Raw genomic sequence first — 16,745 nt, 5'->3', positions numbered from 1 at the left:
ATGTCTACAACGACACAAAGACTGGCGACCATCGCCCTGACCGGAAGAGTACTGGGTGCGCTGTATTATCAAGCTCCCACCAGCCAGGAAGTCGCCGCACTTTACGCCACACTTGAAGATCCTGAATGGGCGAAACAATGGCCGGTGCAGCATGAACAGTTGGATGCTCTCGCCCAACGCATGGCAGAGGGTTTCAGTTATGAGCCAGAATCATTGAGCCAAGCCTGGCAACGCCTGTTTATAGGCCCTTACGCACTACCGGCTTCACCATGGGGTTCTGTGTATCTCGATAAAGAAAACGTGCTGTTTGGTGATTCGATGCTTGAATTGCGCAAATGGATGCGCAAGAACGACATCGCCAACGAACAAGCGAGCAACGAACCGGACGACCACATCGGGATATTGCTGATGCTGGCGGCGTGGCTTGCTGAAGAAGGTTTGCAGCAGAAAGTCGACGAACTGCTGGCGTGGCACATTTTGCCGTGGAGTGGGCGTTTCCTGGAGCTGTTTATTGCTCATGCCGAACATCCGTTCTACCAGGCATTAGGTGAATTGACTCAAATCACCCTGGCCGAGTGGCGCAAAGAGATGCTGATTCCGGTTGCCACTAAAGAGCTGTATTTCTAATAATTTTAGAAGCGGTGGATGACACTTGCGCTTATCCACCGCACAAACCAAAAGTTACGCCGTAACTTTAGCTAATGCATTTTAAGACAATTCTTATCTCACCCTCGCAAGCGAGGCGGTGCAGGCCAAAGCATTAATTTCCTCGCAAATCATTAATCTGCTATTTCCCTCATTAGCTGGATTCCTTCCCCTCACATTGTTATAGGTCAAAACACCCTGCCGACACACGGCATAACAACAGGCGACCCATCACGTCGCTATAACGTGCACCCAGGGAGACACACAGCAATGCAGCATTCATCGTTCATAAAACGCACTTTTTTAGGCGTCGTAGCACTGACAATTGTGCTCGGTTTACTCATCTGGGGCATCGGCCCCAACGTCATAAAAGCACGCCAGGTCGACTTATTGTATCTCGGGCAACAACACTTAATTTTGGTGTTTAACTCGATGGCGCTGGCCCTGTTAGTGGGGATCCTTGGCGGTATTCTACTCAGCCGTCCTTGCGCACGGCGTTGGGCTGAGTATGCGATGCAGATATTTAACGTCGGGAATACCTTGCCACCATTGGCGGTGCTGGCACTGGCGATGGTCTTCATCGGGATTGGCGATAAACCGGCGATTATCGCTCTATTCCTCGCCTCGCTGCTGCCCATTGTCCGTAACACCTATTCAGGTTTGTGCGGCGTCCCGGCTTCGCTTATCGAAGCGGCCAATGGGATTGGCATGACCAAGGGGCAACGTTTGCGCCAGGTCGAGTTGCCCAACGCGTGGCCGGTCATGCTTTCAGGGATCCGCATTGCCACAGCCATTAACGTCGGCACGGCGCCGCTGGCTTTTTTAATTGGTGCCAGCAGTTATGGCGAGCTGATTTTCCCTGGCATTTATCTCAACGATTTCCCAACGCTGATTTTGGGCGCAACCGCCACGGCACTCGTTGCCCTGCTGCTTGATATTGCACTCGCGGGCTTAGGGCGCGTGTTAAGCCCCCACACAGCGGAATAACAATAATAAAAAGGAGACAACTATGATCCCGTTTAAACCGTTGTTTGCTGCATTAGCCGCCACACTATTACTGGCGGGCGCAGCACGAGCTGAGCCGCTGGTTCTGGCAACCAAAAGCTTCACCGAACAACACATCCTTTCAGCTATGACCACGCAGTATCTGCAAAAAAAAGGGTTCCAGGTCACGCCACAGACCAACATTGCTACCGTGATTTCGCGTAATGCCATGGTCAACAAACAAGTGGATATGACCTGGGAATACACCGGCACGTCGCTGATTATTTTTAATCACATCAACAAACGAATGACGCCGCAGGAATCCTACGACACGGTGAAAAAACTCGATGCAAAACTGGGGATTGTCTGGCTGAAACCGGCGGATATGAACAACACCTACGCGTTCGCCATGCAGCGCAAACGTGCGGAAGCAGAGAACATCAACACCATGTCAGAACTGGTGGCAAAAATTGAACATATCCGCCAGACCGACCCTGATAACAACTGGATGCTCGGCCTGGACCTGGAGTTTTCTGGCCGTAGCGATGGCATGAAACCATTGCAGCAAGCCTACCGCATGCCGCTGGACAGGCCGCAGATACGCCAAATGGACCCCGGACTGGTCTATAACGCAGTGCGCGATGGTTTCGTTGACGCTGGGCTGATTTACACCACCGACGGGCGAGTAAAAGGCTTCGATTTAAAAGTGCTGCAAGACGATAAAGGCTTCTTCCCAAGTTACGCTGTTACGCCTGTGGTGCGTAAAGAAACACTCGCCGCCAACCCCGGCCTTGAAGAAGCACTCAATACGCTTTCCGGTTTACTGAACAACGACGTGATTTCCACCCTGAATGCCAAAGTGGACATCGACCATGAAACCCCACAGCAGGTGGCTCGTGAATTCCTGCAGCAGAAAGGCTTGCTCTAAGGAGGCACCATGGAAACGTTGCACTATATGCTTGATAACGCGAGCTATCTCGGCAGTCTGACGCTGCAACATTTATGGTTGGTGTTAATGGCCGTGGGTCTGGCGATTGTGATTGGTGTGCCGCTGGGCATTTTAATCGTGCGTCACAAATGGCTTGCCACGCCGGTGCTGGGTATCGCCACCATTGTGCTGACCATTCCCTCCATTGCCCTGTTTGGTCTGATGATTCCGCTGTTTTCGATGATCGGGCAAGGGATTGGCGTATTGCCTGCCATCACCGCGGTATTCCTCTATTCCCTGTTACCGATTGTCCGTAACACGCATACCGCACTCGACAGCCTGCCGCCGGGTTTGCGTGAAGCGGGTCGAGGTATTGGCATGACATTCTGGCAACGCCTGCGCTGGGTTGAAATCCCCATGGCATTACCGGTTATTTTCGGCGGCATTCGTACTGCCGTAGTGATGAATATTGGCGTCATGGCCATTGCCGCAGTTATCGGTGCTGGCGGCTTGGGTTTGTTATTGCTTAACGGTATCGGCAGCAGCGACATCCGCATGTTGATCGCCGGCGCGGTATTGATTTGTGTTTTAGCGATTCTACTGGACTGGTTGCTACATCGTTTACAGCTATTCTTCACTAAGTGGTAATCCTTATTTTTCATTAGGTTAATGACATTAAAATAGCAAAAATTCATTGCAATTTGACGCTGAATTTTTCCCTTTAAACTCAATAAGTTGAAAATGGTTTTGGGGAAAGGATTTTCGAGCAATTGCCATCCCTGGCACACAATTCTGATCATCACTGCTGCGGGCTCACGTGCACCATTTTTCGCATGCATCCCCCTGCGGATAGCTGAATGCCATATTTAATTTAAGACGAAATAAAATCCATTGTCTTTGTACGTGCTTAGTAAAATCAACCTCTACTGGTACAACTTTCATATGCAGGAAAATTTGTCTGATGTTTTTTATAACAAATGCGATTGACGGCTTTGAAAAAATTTTTTGCTATAAAGGCGTGGCAGATCGTAAATCCTACTTCTTTTTTGTGCTCTTTCAGTTGCTTGTTCTTGTACTACTCAATCTGGTTGCACTCATAGGACTAAGCTTTGATAATGAAAGAGTTCATACTACCGTAGCTTTTTCTCTTGTTATTGGTGTGCTTGTCAGTTTCTGGTCACTTCTGGTTAAGCTAGCAATGTCCGTCAGGCGATTGCATGACATAGGACTGAGCGGCTGGTGGGTAATCCTGATTTTTTGTGTGACGTTTGTCGCATTCAAGCACAATGGGATTATGGGTATTAAGAGTGCGGACCCGAATTGGTTTATAGATGTGGTCAATATTGTGGTCGCTTGTGTGGTCTGGCTTGGTTCACATCTATTACTTGCACTACCGAAGTCAAAAATAGAAAACAATAAATACCGACCAGCTGATTCTATTTCCATTCCAGCTACCGATGAAGCCGTGAGCTAATGTATGGGCGGCGGAGTGTTGCTCGCCGCCTTCATATTTATATGGCGTTCATACAGGAATAATATATGGCATTCGATTTAATTAAGTATTTAACTGAGAATTCAATTCCGCATTCCGTTTCAGAGAATGGTGCTATTGTAGTGGCACACTGAATTTGGCCACCTGAATAGAGGTGATATCATCACCTCATAGTCAAAACAGGTGACATTATTACCGGACGTAACAGACGCAATTTTAGCCCCGAGTTTCGCCTCGAAGCTGCCCAGCTTGTACTCGATCAGCACTACACCGTTGCCGTCGCTGCCACTGCGATGAATGTCGGCAAATCCACGATGGACAAATGGGTTCGACAACTGAAAGAAGAGCGAGCGGGAAAATCACCCATAGCTTCACCCATGACACCTGAGCAGATTGAGATACGTGAGTTGAAGAAAAGACTTCAACGCGTTGAAATGGAAAGGGATATATTAAAAAAGGCTACCGCGCTCTTGATGTCAGACTCCCTGAACAATTCTCATTAGTTGAGAAACTCAGGGCGCGGTTTCCTGTTACCGTTGTGTGCAACGTGTTTGGGGTTCATCGCAGCAGTTATAAATACTGGCGGCAGCCCAGGAAGCCTGACGCCACGAGAGTGGCATTACTGAGCCTTGTGCGCGAAGTTTATCGCGAAAGTAACGGCTCAGCAGGAGCGCGAAGCATTGCCGCGATGGTCACCACCAAAGGTATAAAGCTGAGCCGCTGGCGGGCAACAAAGCTGATGAAAGCACTCAATATTATCAGCTGTCAGCAACCTGGCCATCGTTATAAGATGGCGTCTAAGGAACACATTGAGATCCCTAATTATCTGGATCGCCAGTTTGCTGTTACCGAGCCTAATCAGGCCTGGTGCGGTGATGTGACTTATATCTGGACGGGAAAACGCTGGGCTTATCTGGCTGTTGTACTCGATTTGTTTTCCCGTAAACCGGTTGGCTGGGCGATGTCATTTTTCCCTGATTCAGCACTGACAGGTAAAGCCCTGTCGATGGCCAGGGAAGCACGGGGAAAACCGGCTAATTTACTGTATCACTCGGATCAAGGAAGTCACTATACCAGCAGGAATTTCAGACAGTTACTGTGGAGATATCAGATAAAGCAAAGCCTGAGTCGCCGGGGAAATTGCTGGGATAATAGTCCAATGGAACGGTTCTTCAGAAGCCTGAAAACAGAGTGGGTTCCGGATAATGGGTACGCTAATTTTAGCGAAGCCAGCACAGCGATAACGAATTACATCATAGGATATTACAGCCAGCTCAGACCTCATCAATATAATGGAGGTCTGACGCCGAATGAATCAGAACGATTGTTCTGGAAAAACTCTAAAGCCGTGGCCAGTTTTTGTTGACCACTACACTATTGATATACAAGGTAGTCTTGATTTGGCAGATAACAAGGATGTCACCGCGCTGCCAAAGAATCTACTACTATCTGTAGATGGATATCTCGATCTAACAGGTACCCAAATCACCGCCCTGCCCAACAACCTCATTTGCAGCTCCCTTTACCTTGATCCAGAACGTGTCTCCAACGTGACTTTCCGTAAAAATTGCGGAAATAACAACCGTACAATTTTCGCTGTCTGGATAGGTGAAACATTCTATATTATCGGTGCAGTATGCTATATCGCAGCAGGTTCTTTCTATGGGCCTTTATGGAAATTCGAAGATGCAGTTGACCTCAAATACTCAGGCGAAGCAGCAGAAGCCTATAAGCAAGCTGGCCGTGATTGTATAGATGAACTGATAGAGAAGCTAAACACCAGGCCACGATGATTGATCCTACCCGCGAATAGTGGACACGAGACTAAGTGAGTAAACTCTCAACCAGAGGTGACTCACATGACAAAAACAGTATCAACCAGCAAAAAGCCCCGTAAACAGCATTCCCCTGAATTTCGCAGTGAAGCCCTGAAACTCGCTGAACGCATCGGTGTTGCTGCCGCTGCCCGTGAACTCAGCCTGTATGAATCGCAACTTTATAACTGGCGCAGTAAACAGCAGCAACAGCTCTCATCCTCTGAGCGTGAAAATGAACTCGCTGCTGAAAATGCTCGTCTCAAACGCCAGCTGGCGGAACGGGACGAGGAGCTGGCCATTCTCCAAAAGGCCGCGACATACTTCGCGAAGCGCCTGAAATGAAGTATGTCTTTATTGAAAAACATCAGGCTGAGTTCAGCATCAAAGCCATGTGTCGCGTCCTCCGGGTGGCCCGCAGCGGCTGGTATGCGTGGGCTCAGCGGCGTGCGAGGCTAAACTCACGCCAGCAGTTCCGTCTGAGTTGTGACAGCGCCGTGCACGAGGCTTTTCACCGGGCAAAACAGCGCTACGGCGCACCGCGCCTGACCGATGAACTGCATGCTCAGGGTTACCGCTTCAGCGTGAAAACCGTGGCAGCCAGCCTGCGTCGTCAGGGGCTTCGGGCGAAAGCGTCACGGAAGTTCAGCCCGGTCAGTTACCGCGAGCATGACCTGCCGGTGTCGGAGAACCTGCTGAAGCAGGATTTTTACGCCAGCGGTCCAAACCAGAAATGGTCGGGTGACATCACCTACTTACGTACTGATGAAGGCTGGCTATATCTGGCTGTCGTCATCGATCTGTGGTCACGTGCTGTTATCGGCTGGTCAATGTCATCGCGGATGACGGCACAGCTGGCCTGCGATGCGCTACAGATGGCGTTGTGGCGACGTAAGCACCCGGAAAATGTCATCGTTCACACCGACCGTGGTGGGCAGTACTGCTCAGCGGATTATCAGGCGCTACTGAAGCGGCATAACCTGCGCGGTAGCATGAGTGCAAAGGGTTGTTGTTACGATAATGCCTGTGCAGAAAGCTTCTTCCACTCACTGAAAGTCGAATGTATCCACGGTGAACGCTTTATCAGCCGGGAAATGATGCGGACGACGGTGTTTAATTATATCGAGTGTGATTACAATCGGTGGCGTCGCCACAGTGCCTGTGGCGGACTCAGCCCGGAACAATTTGAAAATCTGAATCTCGCTTAGGGCCGTGTCTACATTACGTGGGTAGGATCATACTGCCAGAAAACCTAGCGGTTGGCGGCGGACTAGACCTGAGTGGAACAAAAATCACTGAACTGCCAGAACGCCTGATGGTGGGGGGGAAGCTCATCTTGTGTGATACCCAAATCAGCATGCTACCAGAAGGCCTAATAGTGGAGGGTGAACTCGACCTGAGTGGAACCCAAATTACCACGTTGCCAGATAACCTGGTGGTTGGTGACGAGCTTTTTCTATGCTGTACCCCAATCATCACCCTGCCCGACTATTTCATTTGCGGTTCTCTTTACCTTGATCCTGAACATTTCTCCGGTGTAGCTTTCCGTAAACATTGCGGAGATAACAACCGGACAATTTTCGCAGTCAGGGTAAATAAAATACTCCATATCTCAGCGGATTGTTTCTATGGACCGATAGAACAATTCGAAGATGTGGTTGATCGCAAATATTCCGGTGAAGCAGCCGAAGCCTATAAACAAGCTGCTCGTGATTGCATAAATGAACTGAAAGAGAAGCTAAGCGCCAGGCCGCAATGATTGTGGCACTTCCCGCCCACTCCGGACGGGCTTTTAAATGCCGGATGTAGAACGTTTGCGATTTAACTTGCAGTACTGAGAGCCAATCTCAACTGGTACTACTTTGATATACAGGAAATTTGTCTGATGTTTTTTATAACTAATGGAATTGACGGCTACAAAAGAGCCTTTTGTTACAAGGGAGTGGCCGATCGTAAATCCTACTTCTTTTTTGCGCTCTTTCCGTTTGTTTTTTTTACACTATTTGAACTGATTTTACTTTATTTTCAAACCGTTACCCTGAACCTTTATGGCGAAATTCAGGTTAGGAATATAGTTATTCCTGCTCTTTTTGCTACCATTATTTATTCATTCTTGGCAAGTTCAGCGTTCACTGTCAGGCGATTGCATGATATTGGCCTGAGTGGTTGGTGGTCAACTTTGTATTTCTGCGTGGTACTTATACTTGTATTGTTTATAACACTCGTAATGTTTTTTATATTTACGCCAACAGACAGATACCTACACTTTATCATTTTTTCGACTATTTTATTTTATATGGTCAGTCTTGTTTTCTATTTCCTGCTTGCACTGCCGAAATCAAAGATAGAAAAGAATAAATACCGACCAGATGATTCTATTTCCACTCCGGCTACCGATGAGGCTGTGAGCTAATTTATGTGTGGCTAAACACTATTTACCGCCATCATGCTTATATGGCGCTCATGCAGGAATAATATATGACTTTCGATTTAATTAAGTATTTAACCAGAAAATCAATTCCGTATTCCGTTTCAGAGAATGGTGCTATTGATATACCTGGTAGCCTTGATTTGGCAGATAACAAAAATGTTACCTCGCTACCAGATGGCCTGGCAGTGGGCGGCAATCTCGACCTTAGTCATACTCAAATAACCACGCTACCGGAGAACCTAACGGTGCATGGTAAACTATCCTTGTCTGGAACTAGAATCACCACACTGCCAGAAAACCTAACAGTGGGCGGGTGGCTCAATCTACGCGATAGCGCCCTCCGGAGCGTTTACCGCGTAATGATGTATGGATCCCCGCCTTCACGCGGCCCTTCAAATCAGTTTCGTAGTGGTGCAAAAATATTTCGGGGACTCGCTGAAAAATATCATCTTCGATCTTATCCAGCATGGGAGCGTAAATATCCATCTCGGCCTCCCGCCTCCTGTTCTGTTCACCGCGAACAAAAATAGTTTTTTTGCCCTTCCGATTCTCGCCCACATACGCATCCATAAAATCCGTATCCTTTAATGCGGCACCACGCGGTCTGAAACGTACGGTCGACGTTTCCCGGTCCGATACATACCGGCCCGTTTTCGGGTCGCGAAGTTTATGATGCTCGTCCTGCCAGGAGGCATTACCCTCTATCATCCCCCTGAGCTCACTTAAGCGGATTTGATTGAGGCCATACCACAACTTCATCCCACCCAATTCTCGAGCCGACTCTCGTTGATGCTCGAAAGAAAGGACACGGCGCTTAATGGTTTTCGCATCCAGTATCCCCGCCTCCTGCCTCATCAGCTTCACGGACGCTTTTGTCAGGGTTTGCACGGTGCGATTGAGCGCGCGACTGTAAGCAAGGCGCATCTGATTGGCTGTTGCACCGAGTGCCGCCCCCAGCGACTGCAGTTCACCGAGATCGATTTCAAAGGGCGAGCTACGACGCCCGCGAGATCCTCTGGTGCTCATTTGTTTCCGCTCCAGCTTTTGGGGCCGGGTACGCCAGCCGCTGGTTTTCCTGGCTTTCCGGTGCCGAGCGTCAACACCCGACTGCCCGTATCATCCGGCTCTATTTTCTCGACCCAGTACGATTCACCTTTAATAACGACTTCGTCCCTTTCTTTTATCCCTACAACATGCTGGCTTTTAACGAAAAAGGTTGGCGCAGTGGCCTTTAACCTGCCACCCGTTTTGAATGTTGCCGTTGCATCCGGATTATCAAATACGCCACGAACAGGGGTTTTAATGCCGTTAATGTCAATAACCGCATTAGCCCCCATGGCGTCGATAATCTCATTGTCAGCAGCGAACATGGCCTCATCAAAAAGATTATCGAATGACATTTTTAACCGCCTTTGATCATCTTTTTATGGTCAAAATCACCGGAGGCAATTTCCACCCACTCCCCTGGTGATACGCATTTTGATACCAGGTTCCCGCGGGTATTAAACACTTTCAGGTGCAGGCACATTAATGGCTTCACGTTAATTCGCTCGCCAGTGGATGAGTCGATATGACCGTTCGTTACGTCGGACTTCAGGTTCGCGGAACGACTACCGTCGCCGTCAGAGCCAGCCCCATCATCACCATTAATCGCTGCAAATTCGTCTTCCGCTTCACGCAGGCGCAGCTCAAGATCAGCAACCGAGCCCGATGTATCAATTCCTGGTCCAAGCTCATCAGATAGCTGATTCAGACGCGCAATGATGTCTTTTTTTTCCATTTTTATATCCAAAGGGCGGTCTCGCCGCCCTGTTAACCGGTTAAGCGATCTGAATGACGACGAATTTATCAGGCTCGGGTAATGCCATGCTGCGAGGCGATTTCACGCAGTGACATCAAGCCAGCTCGGTAAGCCGATTCGATGGCCTCCCAATCTGGTTTTGCCATGACTATTATTCCTTGTTTATTTCTTCTGGTGCTGAGTTAATACGTTTCGTACGAAACCACTTTGGAGATGCGATTTGAAATTTGTCACTATTGCTATACTCACATTCCTACTCAGCGGCTGTGCTGTTGGTGTATCAGGATCGGGCGGAAGCTCAGGTGTTGGTGGGGTTTCTGTTGGAACAGGAATCGGCTTTTAACTTTATTGAAGCTCTTTGAGTGGCAAGAGCTTCTATCTACATCTTTTTGCCGTTCAGGCGAGACAGCAGTTTCTTTTCAAGCAAATTCACGACCGTTACGCCGGACCAGGATGATATTCCACAGGCAACTGCCGTTCCGGTGTAGTGCCACTGGAAGCGAACGGCCAGCATCAGTACCAGCGCACTTGCAAATGTTGAGATGATGATTTGGCATACCGCGCCCCAGAACGACGTCGGAATGCCAGAAAGAATACTGTGGGCAATCTTCGATAACACACCGAGGCCCGTAAAAATGGCAACGAGGACATACCCCGCAATTTCGTCTTCTGGCGGCTTGAATGGCATGGGATTTCGTCCATAAAAAAGCCCCGCCGATAAGCGAGGCTTGAGGGTTCATAGCATAACGAAGCAGTGGCTTTGGCCTGGTTATGTTTTATCAATAAAAAAGCCCCGCATGAGGGGCTGAGTAAAACGAGAACTCAATTCGGAAGGTTGCTAACGATACACAGGTAAGTATCAGACTGAACGCTGAACGATTGTGGCCTACCAGGGAAAGTACGATATATAATTACCCAGCGTTCAGACTGATACGCTCTCAAGCCACTCAGGAATTATCCCGTTTTTGTTGGCTGAAAAGCATTTGGTGCGGTCGGTGGGAATCAAACCCGCCCAGGCGCTCATTGATGGGATAGGTGCCTGAATATCAATTGACCGCAATTGGTGCGGGTCTACTTCCCCACAGTCACCGTTGTCGTTCTTTAAAGTCCTGCACGTCTGGACTATGCGTCGGTAGGCCTGTCTGTCCATCCCAAAAACAGGTCTACACTTGCCTGGTATCAGCTAGCGAAGTTGAACCATCGCCCTTCTGATTTTGCAATCAGACGTTCTGCCTGCTGAACTAAACCGGTAAAAAAGCCTCGGACGAGGCCTAAGCAAATCAAAAAATCTAATTACAAGCCAATGGGTTTTTACTATGTGTTACCTGCAAAGCAACGAGGCGAATCCTAAATCAATTCATGTGAGCTACCAATGCTGAATCGATTTAATTTTGAATAATCATTCAAAGATAGATAGCCATCAGTAAAGGGTCAGCACAGGATGAGGCTTCGATATTGCTTGTAAGCCGAAAAGAAAAAGCCCCGCGATAAGCGAGGCTTGAGAGTCATAGCACAACAATGCCAGTGTCTATGACTCAGTTAGGTTTTCAGAAATAAAAAGACCCCGCATAGCAGGGCCTGAAAGATAAAACCAGAATACAACCCACCGAAGTGGTAAAGGAGATACCTGGAGGTATCAGACTGAACGCTGAGCGAATGCGGTCTACCAGGGAAAGTACGATGTATAATTACCCGGCATTCAGACTGATACGCTCTCCAGTCACTCAGGGTTACCCATCTGCGCAGACTGAAAAGCATTTTGGTACGGTCAGCGGGAATCAAACCCACCCAGTCGCCCCATTGAGCGGAAAACGCCTGAATATCAATTGACCGCACTGGTACCGGTTGATGGAGTTGAACCACCGCCCTTCTGATTTTGCAATCAGCCGTTCTGCCTGTTGAACTAAACCGGTAAAAAACCCCACGACTGGGGCTGAGTAAAACCCGACACTCAACTATACAAACAAGGTAAATCAACTATGCAAACAAGGTAAATCAACACACCTCCAGGAAGAAGGCTGAGCGGATATTATACAGCTAAGAAGGATTACTATTCACATTTCATGCTAAGGGCGTTTCGTGCCAGAAGCGCTGGAGTACCAAAAACGACAAAACCCGCCTTGTGAGCGGGTTCTTGATGGTTGGTAACGTTCTGGGTGTAGATTCCCATCGTTAGAATGAGCGTAGCCAAAAACCAACATGCTTGCAATAACGCATACCCTAAACGTTTATTTTTAAACTGTTATCTTTTTCAGAATACCCTCAGCATAAGACTCCTCGATGTGACAATGCTCCACCAGGCGCTCAAAGAACAACTTGAAATTTCTACGCCATATCATCTCTGTAACACCCAAAGCCTTAAAAATCTCAGTATCCTTAAGCCGTGGGTAGCCCCTCCCCTTGCAACGTGGACACTCTTTGTAAACCGGTATGCCCTGGAGTTCCGTTTTCTTCTTATCGAGAGTCTCGCCGCGGCCACGGCAGCGACATTCATTTTTTATGGAGCCCTTTCCCTCGCACGGGTTGCAGAGCGCACGCACCACTTCCCGCTTAGGCTTAAGGTCGTTGCCAGGCATCGGCTTACTAAAGCGCATGAGCTGAATCTCTGATGATCGCGTCATCTGGCCCATTGCCGCTTTCATGGTGAAAACCTCTGCATCAATAAAGCCCTCGCCACAACAATTGGTACATATCACCCTGCTGGCCGCGCTAAGCGAGTAATCACGGAAAACGTAATACACCAGGGTATGCAGGAATTTGTCACGATCCGCTTCAGTCATCTTCTGCAGAGCTCGATGCCTGCACGCGCGATTGGTGGCCAGCTCCTTGAGATAAGCCAGGATGTTATCTGGTGCAAGTACGCCCGCCTTAGCAAAATACAACTCAATACCAACTGCGGCTCTGGATGTTGCCATGCCTATTGATGCCATAACGTCTGTAATAGTAAGTGTGCCAGTAGCTATGCCGCACGGAACGGCACCTGGTGACATTGATTTTGGAGCAAAGAATTTAACAAGGCTCTCAAGGTTCATTTTGCAGCTCCGGCTATTAATCGTTTGGCATAATTCTGAATAATTCGGTAATCCACCAGCACTGAACCGGCAGAACGGAAACAACGAAGGGTGAGCCATCTGCGCTTCAGCTCAAAGATGATGATTGGGTGTGTCATAACGCACTCTCCATCTCGATGTTCTGCCATACCCAGATACTCATTCGGAGCCGCTTATAAGCATCATGGGTACCGGAAATTCTCTTTAATGAGCGGTAAATAATTCTGTATTCCCATAAGCGCCAGCGTCTTGACTTCAGGCTATCCGGAATAAAGGCTATTGAAATGAGGCTAATCATGCGACCACCAGCAGCTTCAGTGCGCGCAGGTCTGCCCGAGCGGTGGCGCGGATGGTTGATAGTTCTTCGCGGGAATAACGATGGGTGGCGCTGTTGCTTTCCAGGCTTAATACGCGAGTCTCGCCAATTTTTTTGACGAGGTTGATGCGATAAAGCTCGATGTTGCCGGATTTGTGGACGTTGCAGGAATGGCACTGGAGATGAATATTGTCGTGGTGGAAACGTAACTGGCTGGCGGCTGCGGTTGTGCGGTAATGGCCAGCGTGCCATGAGTCAGCGTTACGGGTGCCGCAGGATATGCAACCCCCGCCGTTCGCCAGATCCGTTTCACGTATCAGGTCGTTTACCGCACGCTGAGTCATGTCCATCCAGTGCGATAATGGTTTAACTGCAGCTTTACGTTCCCGCCAGGCGGCATGTGCTGCCTTTTGTTGTTTTTTGGCCTGGCGTTTTGCTTCCCGTTCTTCTTTGGTTTTTGTTTTAGCTGTGTGGGTTTTACCGTACGCACAGGCGCAGGAATAACTACAAACAGTTTGCTCTGGTCGTGATGGCTTGAACCATTGCCGGCATTTTTTGTTTGCGCATTTTCGACGAGAAGGCTTTTTGCTCATGCCACACCGCCAGGGTGTAGATGTGCGGAAACACCGCGACGACTGGTTGCGGTGTGGGTCTTTGGGGTAATTCTTGACTGGTGCGCCATTCCGATTCTCTCCGGTGGCGCGATAAGCTCAGGGTGTTCAGCCCGTTTGATTATTATAAATCAAATCATTTGGCGGCGCACTGAGTTGCTCATGCGATTCAGTAGTGTTAAGAACGGCTGACTCCATAATTGGTATTACTGCATAATTACCACACCCATCTGAAAATACCTGATAGCGTCCAGCTGAATGTACAAACATTTCAAGCTCTTCAATTGTCATTAGTTTTATCCAAAGGTGGTATGTTCCCCATCCGGGGCTAGTCCGTTTTACCTTTGCGCGCTGACAAACCGTAGTAGCACTTTTGGCTTAAACCCAATAGGCCGCACAGATCGAATTGGCACCAATCGATCTGTTTTACCGATCAATTATTAATGGACGTAATAGATACCAACTGGTTGATAAGCTGATGTGATTCAGGTCTGAAAATTGCTGAGTTGTTTAGGGTGATTTATTTCAAATCCGGGGTTTGGGTTACAGATGTGGGAATCAAGCTATTAGTGCTACGTAGACAGGTGGGGTTTTAAAGAATGTGATTGGGTATTCGCATTTTACTTGGTTACCTGTTCGCAAATTACTTGGTCGTTTCCAACAGAAAACCGGGACAGAGCAATCCAAATTGACGGGCAGCTAATGGCCTTTATAATTATCTTGCGTCATGGCAGTGAAAGCACCATTCTGGTTAAAAAATATACTTGACGTGCGTTTTCGTTCGGTTGATAAAACGTAGAGGGTCAATACGGCTTTATGGCAATAGATGGAATTAATATTATAGACAGTGATATGGCGCACGATATTTACAGCGCTGTCACAGAAGCATGGAAAGATGGGAAGTCACTGGCTGATATCATGTCTGAAGTTCGAGCTTGGGAGAAAGATTATTGCAGGGATCTCCTGGGCTCAGAAATTTACTGGACATCGCTGGCCTTTTCACTCTGGAAGATTGGGGAATTACAAGAAGAAGTTCGTCTTCATGCTCTCCAGTTAATATCTCAGGGGGCGTGTAAAGATTGGCTGGACATTGATTCTGAGGCCCAAAAGAAACGGCAAAAAGCGCTTGATGTATTTGCTGCAAAAATTATCTTGGACAATCCCAGACCACTTCGTCGCCCTACACTACCTAAAAAACTGAGGGTGTCGCATTTCAGTGTCGGAGATGTATTGGCGGTGAATTTACCGAACAACGAGTATGGTGCGTGCGTATTAGTACAGCTTGAACATTCTGTGCGAAAGACAGAATACCATTTTGCCCTGGTAAATCTGAAACAATCCTCTGTTCCCACACTCGAAGATGTCGGGAATGCAGAAATGTCAGGTCGCCCATTGATCGGTTTTGAAACAAGCTGCTGGATAGATCACAAAAATCTTACCCGGGTTATCCCCTATCTGCGGCGTATTGGCAACGTTGAATTGACCACATACTATATGTGTGGACGTCATCCTGTAATGAGCGCCGATGATTTTTTTGATTGCTGGAACAGTGAATCTATCCGTCAGGGGTGTTGCTTAACATGGGAGTTTATTAACAAAATCCTTCCATAGAACTTTCTTGGATGTCGCTTGAAAAACGGAATCTATGGTCAGTTTTTGTAGACCACTTCAATCGCAATCTTTGCGAATGTAATAGAGGTTGATGGTGAAGGCAACGTTCTCAACTTCACGCATGCCCAAAGAAGAGCTACTGATTACTTGAGGTCCTGGTGCGATCCATCCTTTAATATATCGCCACCGCTTGAGGACTGGGAAATGGCGCTCTATTCGCCACCTTCACCCTGAGCCTTGCTGTTAATAGTAATAGGGGTTTAAAAGCCCAATGGAGCGGAAACGTACGTTAAGAACGTAACCATATGATTTTAAGTATATAAACTCGTAGTATTGTCGGGCTGATTTACGTTGATATTATTCCCGGGTTTATTAACACCGAAAGTGCCGGGAACCGCATGGTTACTAGCATCAAAGGGAAAGTAAATAAAACCCTCGTTTTCTTTACTCGACCAGCCTGCTTAAAAAATGTACTTAGCGTACGTTCTCGTACGGTTGGGCTTCAAACCCCTTTACAGGACAAGAGATTACTCGCAGACTAAAAGGATCTCAAGAGGATCATTCATACAATATGATCCATGAATCAACGGAGCTGATATGAAAAAAATAAAACTGATTATCTTAGCAAGCATATTTTTGCTCGCATTTAATACATACGCACACGACAAATTAGTATTTCAATGTAACACGTCACACGGCAAGACTATGAAGATAGAAAGGGATAATGACACTCTTATTTATTCATATGGCACCCCCAATAAAACTGACATTACGCTGAATACAAAATTATACAACTTGGATATTCCAGGTGTTTTTTCATCGAATGTTAGACTTGCAAATAAATCAGGTCAATATATATATAATTCGGTAAGTTTCATCAATGGTGAGTATTCTTACAACCTAACAGCACTAAGTGATGTAAATGTACCATCCGATAAAACATTTACAGGTGTGGATGTTTATAAAAAATCCACACCTGTAGCTAAAATACAATGTGTGACTGACACTATAAAAGATAACTTTGAGTCACTCTATAATTAAGAAACACCGGCTTATATAAGC

General features: G+C 47.6%; 20 protein-coding genes and 1 tRNA gene. 12 read left to right on the top strand and 9 right to left on the bottom strand.

The genetic code is table 11. The features are described from left to right. The 10 genes from dmsD to D8682_RS26390 all read left to right on the top strand — a co-directional run bounded on the left by dmsD (position 1) and on the right by D8682_RS26390 (position 8,276). Complete coding sequence (gene dmsD, locus D8682_RS26435; protein ID WP_121815603.1) at positions 1 to 627, top strand: Tat proofreading chaperone DmsD; 627 nt, start codon at positions 1 to 3, stop codon at positions 625 to 627. 288 nt (positions 628 to 915) lie between these two features. Continuing rightward, a complete protein-coding gene (gene osmY / locus D8682_RS26430) occupies positions 916 to 1,632 on the top strand; it encodes an osmoprotectant ABC transporter permease OsmY (protein ID WP_121815602.1) in 717 nt (238 codons plus the stop codon). 22 nt (positions 1,633 to 1,654) lie between these two features. Next, positions 1,655 to 2,557, top strand: a complete 903-nt coding sequence (gene osmX, locus D8682_RS26425; RefSeq protein WP_121815601.1) for an osmoprotectant ABC transporter substrate-binding protein OsmX — start codon at positions 1,655 to 1,657, stop codon at positions 2,555 to 2,557. Between the two features lie 9 nt (positions 2,558 to 2,566). Next, a complete protein-coding gene (gene osmW / locus D8682_RS26420; protein ID WP_121815600.1) occupies positions 2,567 to 3,205 on the top strand; it encodes an osmoprotectant ABC transporter permease OsmW in 639 nt (212 codons plus the stop codon). A 313-nt stretch (positions 3,206 to 3,518) separates the two neighbouring features. Then, positions 3,519 to 4,031 (top strand): DUF805 domain-containing protein, encoded by a 513-nt coding sequence (locus D8682_RS26415; protein WP_121815599.1) that lies wholly within the window; start codon positions 3,519 to 3,521, stop codon positions 4,029 to 4,031. A 209-nt stretch (positions 4,032 to 4,240) separates the two neighbouring features. After that, positions 4,241 to 5,415, top strand: a protein-coding gene (locus tag D8682_RS26410) for an IS3 family transposase (protein ID WP_370090888.1) whose coding sequence is annotated in 2 segments (ribosomal slippage) — positions 4,241 to 4,493 and positions 4,493 to 5,415 — 1,176 coding nt in all. Because the reading frame shifts where the segments join, the coding sequence is not laid out codon by codon here. Then, complete coding sequence (locus D8682_RS26405; protein ID WP_162302965.1) at positions 5,360 to 5,842, top strand: hypothetical protein; 483 nt, start codon at positions 5,360 to 5,362, stop codon at positions 5,840 to 5,842. The genes D8682_RS26410 and D8682_RS26405 overlap by 56 nt, the downstream gene beginning before the upstream one ends. Before the next feature lie 66 nt (positions 5,843 to 5,908). Continuing rightward, a protein-coding gene (locus tag D8682_RS26400) for an IS3 family transposase (RefSeq protein ID WP_121813401.1) occupies positions 5,909 to 7,071 on the top strand; the annotation gives its coding sequence in 2 pieces (ribosomal slippage) (positions 5,909 to 6,170 and positions 6,170 to 7,071; 1,164 coding nt in all). A gap of 170 nt (positions 7,072 to 7,241) precedes the next feature. Continuing rightward, positions 7,242 to 7,622: a hypothetical protein gene (locus D8682_RS26395; protein ID WP_162303061.1), complete on the top strand. Its 381-nt coding sequence runs from the start codon at positions 7,242 to 7,244 to the stop codon at positions 7,620 to 7,622. Positions 7,623 to 7,748: 126 nt separating this feature from the next. Further along, positions 7,749 to 8,276, top strand: coding sequence for a DUF805 domain-containing protein (locus D8682_RS26390; RefSeq protein ID WP_121815596.1), 528 nt, complete (start codon positions 7,749 to 7,751; stop codon positions 8,274 to 8,276). 336 nt (positions 8,277 to 8,612) lie between these two features. Here the strand turns inward: D8682_RS26390 and D8682_RS26385 are convergent, their stop codons facing one another. The 9 genes from D8682_RS26385 to D8682_RS26895 form a co-directional block, all read right to left on the bottom strand. Next, positions 8,613 to 9,320, bottom strand: a complete 708-nt coding sequence (locus tag D8682_RS26385) for a hypothetical protein (RefSeq protein ID WP_121815595.1) — start codon at positions 9,318 to 9,320, stop codon at positions 8,613 to 8,615. After that, entirely contained in the window at positions 9,317 to 9,694 is a 378-nt protein-coding gene (locus tag D8682_RS26380; protein WP_121815594.1) for a head-tail joining protein, read from the bottom strand. Before D8682_RS26380 ends, D8682_RS26385 begins: the two co-directional genes overlap by 4 nt. Before the next feature lie 2 nt (positions 9,695 to 9,696). Beyond that, a complete protein-coding gene (gene gpFI / locus D8682_RS26375) occupies positions 9,697 to 10,074 on the bottom strand; it encodes a DNA-packaging protein FI (RefSeq protein WP_121815593.1) in 378 nt (125 codons plus the stop codon). A 400-nt stretch (positions 10,075 to 10,474) separates the two neighbouring features. Further along, a complete protein-coding gene (locus D8682_RS26370) occupies positions 10,475 to 10,783 on the bottom strand; it encodes a hypothetical protein (RefSeq protein WP_121815592.1) in 309 nt (102 codons plus the stop codon). Between the two features lie 1,148 nt (positions 10,784 to 11,931). Next, positions 11,932 to 12,008: transfer RNA gene (locus D8682_RS26360), tRNA-Cys, on the bottom strand. Positions 12,009 to 12,329: 321 nt separating this feature from the next. After that, the gene (locus tag D8682_RS26355; protein ID WP_121815591.1) at positions 12,330 to 13,127 is read right to left on the bottom strand and encodes an antitermination protein; all 798 of its coding nucleotides are present in this window, start codon (positions 13,125 to 13,127) and stop codon (positions 12,330 to 12,332) included. Continuing rightward, positions 13,124 to 13,264: a YlcG family protein gene (locus D8682_RS26350; protein ID WP_121815590.1), complete on the bottom strand. Its 141-nt coding sequence runs from the start codon at positions 13,262 to 13,264 to the stop codon at positions 13,124 to 13,126. The genes D8682_RS26355 and D8682_RS26350 overlap by 4 nt, the downstream gene beginning before the upstream one ends. A 175-nt stretch (positions 13,265 to 13,439) precedes the next feature. Then, positions 13,440 to 14,054, bottom strand: a complete 615-nt coding sequence (locus D8682_RS26340) for a recombination protein NinG (protein WP_121815588.1) — start codon at positions 14,052 to 14,054, stop codon at positions 13,440 to 13,442. A 126-nt stretch (positions 14,055 to 14,180) separates the two neighbouring features. Beyond that, complete coding sequence (locus D8682_RS26895) at positions 14,181 to 14,363, bottom strand: hypothetical protein (RefSeq protein ID WP_162303060.1); 183 nt, start codon at positions 14,361 to 14,363, stop codon at positions 14,181 to 14,183. 525 nt (positions 14,364 to 14,888) lie between these two features. On the opposite strand from D8682_RS26895, the gene D8682_RS26335 reads away from it, so the two are divergent. Together D8682_RS26335 and D8682_RS26330 are read left to right on the top strand one after the other, a co-directional pair. After that, positions 14,889 to 15,683 carry a hypothetical protein gene (locus D8682_RS26335; protein WP_121815587.1) on the top strand — a complete coding sequence of 265 codons (795 nt, stop codon included), beginning with the start codon at positions 14,889 to 14,891 and terminating at the stop codon, positions 15,681 to 15,683. A gap of 597 nt (positions 15,684 to 16,280) precedes the next feature. Continuing rightward, a complete protein-coding gene (locus D8682_RS26330; RefSeq protein ID WP_121815586.1) occupies positions 16,281 to 16,724 on the top strand; it encodes a hypothetical protein in 444 nt (147 codons plus the stop codon). The last annotated feature ends 21 nt before the right edge of the window (positions 16,725 to 16,745 follow it).

Origin of the sequence: Buttiauxella sp. 3AFRM03 (genome assembly GCF_003675305.1) — a bacterium.
Lineage (GTDB): Bacteria > Pseudomonadota > Gammaproteobacteria > Enterobacterales > Enterobacteriaceae > Buttiauxella > Buttiauxella ferragutiae.
Note: the sequence above shows the minus strand (reverse complement) of the source record. Positions and strands in the feature narration are given on the sequence as shown.

Bases quoted from the DNA above. Each gene is read 5' to 3' on its own strand.
- gpFI (WP_121815593.1), bottom strand. From the start codon at position 10,074: ATGGAAAAAAAAGACATCATTGCGCGTCTGAATCAGCTATCTGATGAG.
- D8682_RS26355 (WP_121815591.1), bottom strand. From the start codon at position 13,127: ATGAACCTTGAGAGCCTTGTTAAATTCTTTGCTCCAAAATCAATGTCA.
- D8682_RS26415 (WP_121815599.1), top strand. From the start codon at position 3,519: ATGTTTTTTATAACAAATGCGATTGACGGCTTTGAAAAAATTTTTTGC.
- osmX (WP_121815601.1), top strand. From the start codon at position 1,655: ATGATCCCGTTTAAACCGTTGTTTGCTGCATTAGCCGCCACACTATTA.
- D8682_RS26380 (WP_121815594.1), bottom strand. From the start codon at position 9,694: ATGTCATTCGATAATCTTTTTGATGAGGCCATGTTCGCTGCTGACAAT.
- D8682_RS26390 (WP_121815596.1), top strand. From the start codon at position 7,749: ATGTTTTTTATAACTAATGGAATTGACGGCTACAAAAGAGCCTTTTGT.
- D8682_RS26330 (WP_121815586.1), top strand. From the start codon at position 16,281: ATGAAAAAAATAAAACTGATTATCTTAGCAAGCATATTTTTGCTCGCA.
- D8682_RS26385 (WP_121815595.1), bottom strand. From the start codon at position 9,320: ATGAGCACCAGAGGATCTCGCGGGCGTCGTAGCTCGCCCTTTGAAATC.
- D8682_RS26405 (WP_162302965.1), top strand. From the start codon at position 5,360: ATGAATCAGAACGATTGTTCTGGAAAAACTCTAAAGCCGTGGCCAGTT.
- osmY (WP_121815602.1), top strand. From the start codon at position 916: ATGCAGCATTCATCGTTCATAAAACGCACTTTTTTAGGCGTCGTAGCA.
- D8682_RS26895 (WP_162303060.1), bottom strand. From the start codon at position 14,363: ATGACAATTGAAGAGCTTGAAATGTTTGTACATTCAGCTGGACGCTAT.
- D8682_RS26370 (WP_121815592.1), bottom strand. From the start codon at position 10,783: ATGCCATTCAAGCCGCCAGAAGACGAAATTGCGGGGTATGTCCTCGTT.
- D8682_RS26335 (WP_121815587.1), top strand. From the start codon at position 14,889: ATGGCAATAGATGGAATTAATATTATAGACAGTGATATGGCGCACGAT.
- D8682_RS26340 (WP_121815588.1), bottom strand. From the start codon at position 14,054: ATGAGCAAAAAGCCTTCTCGTCGAAAATGCGCAAACAAAAAATGCCGG.
- D8682_RS26350 (WP_121815590.1), bottom strand. From the start codon at position 13,264: ATGACACACCCAATCATCATCTTTGAGCTGAAGCGCAGATGGCTCACC.
- osmW (WP_121815600.1), top strand. From the start codon at position 2,567: ATGGAAACGTTGCACTATATGCTTGATAACGCGAGCTATCTCGGCAGT.
- dmsD (WP_121815603.1), top strand. From the start codon at position 1: ATGTCTACAACGACACAAAGACTGGCGACCATCGCCCTGACCGGAAGA.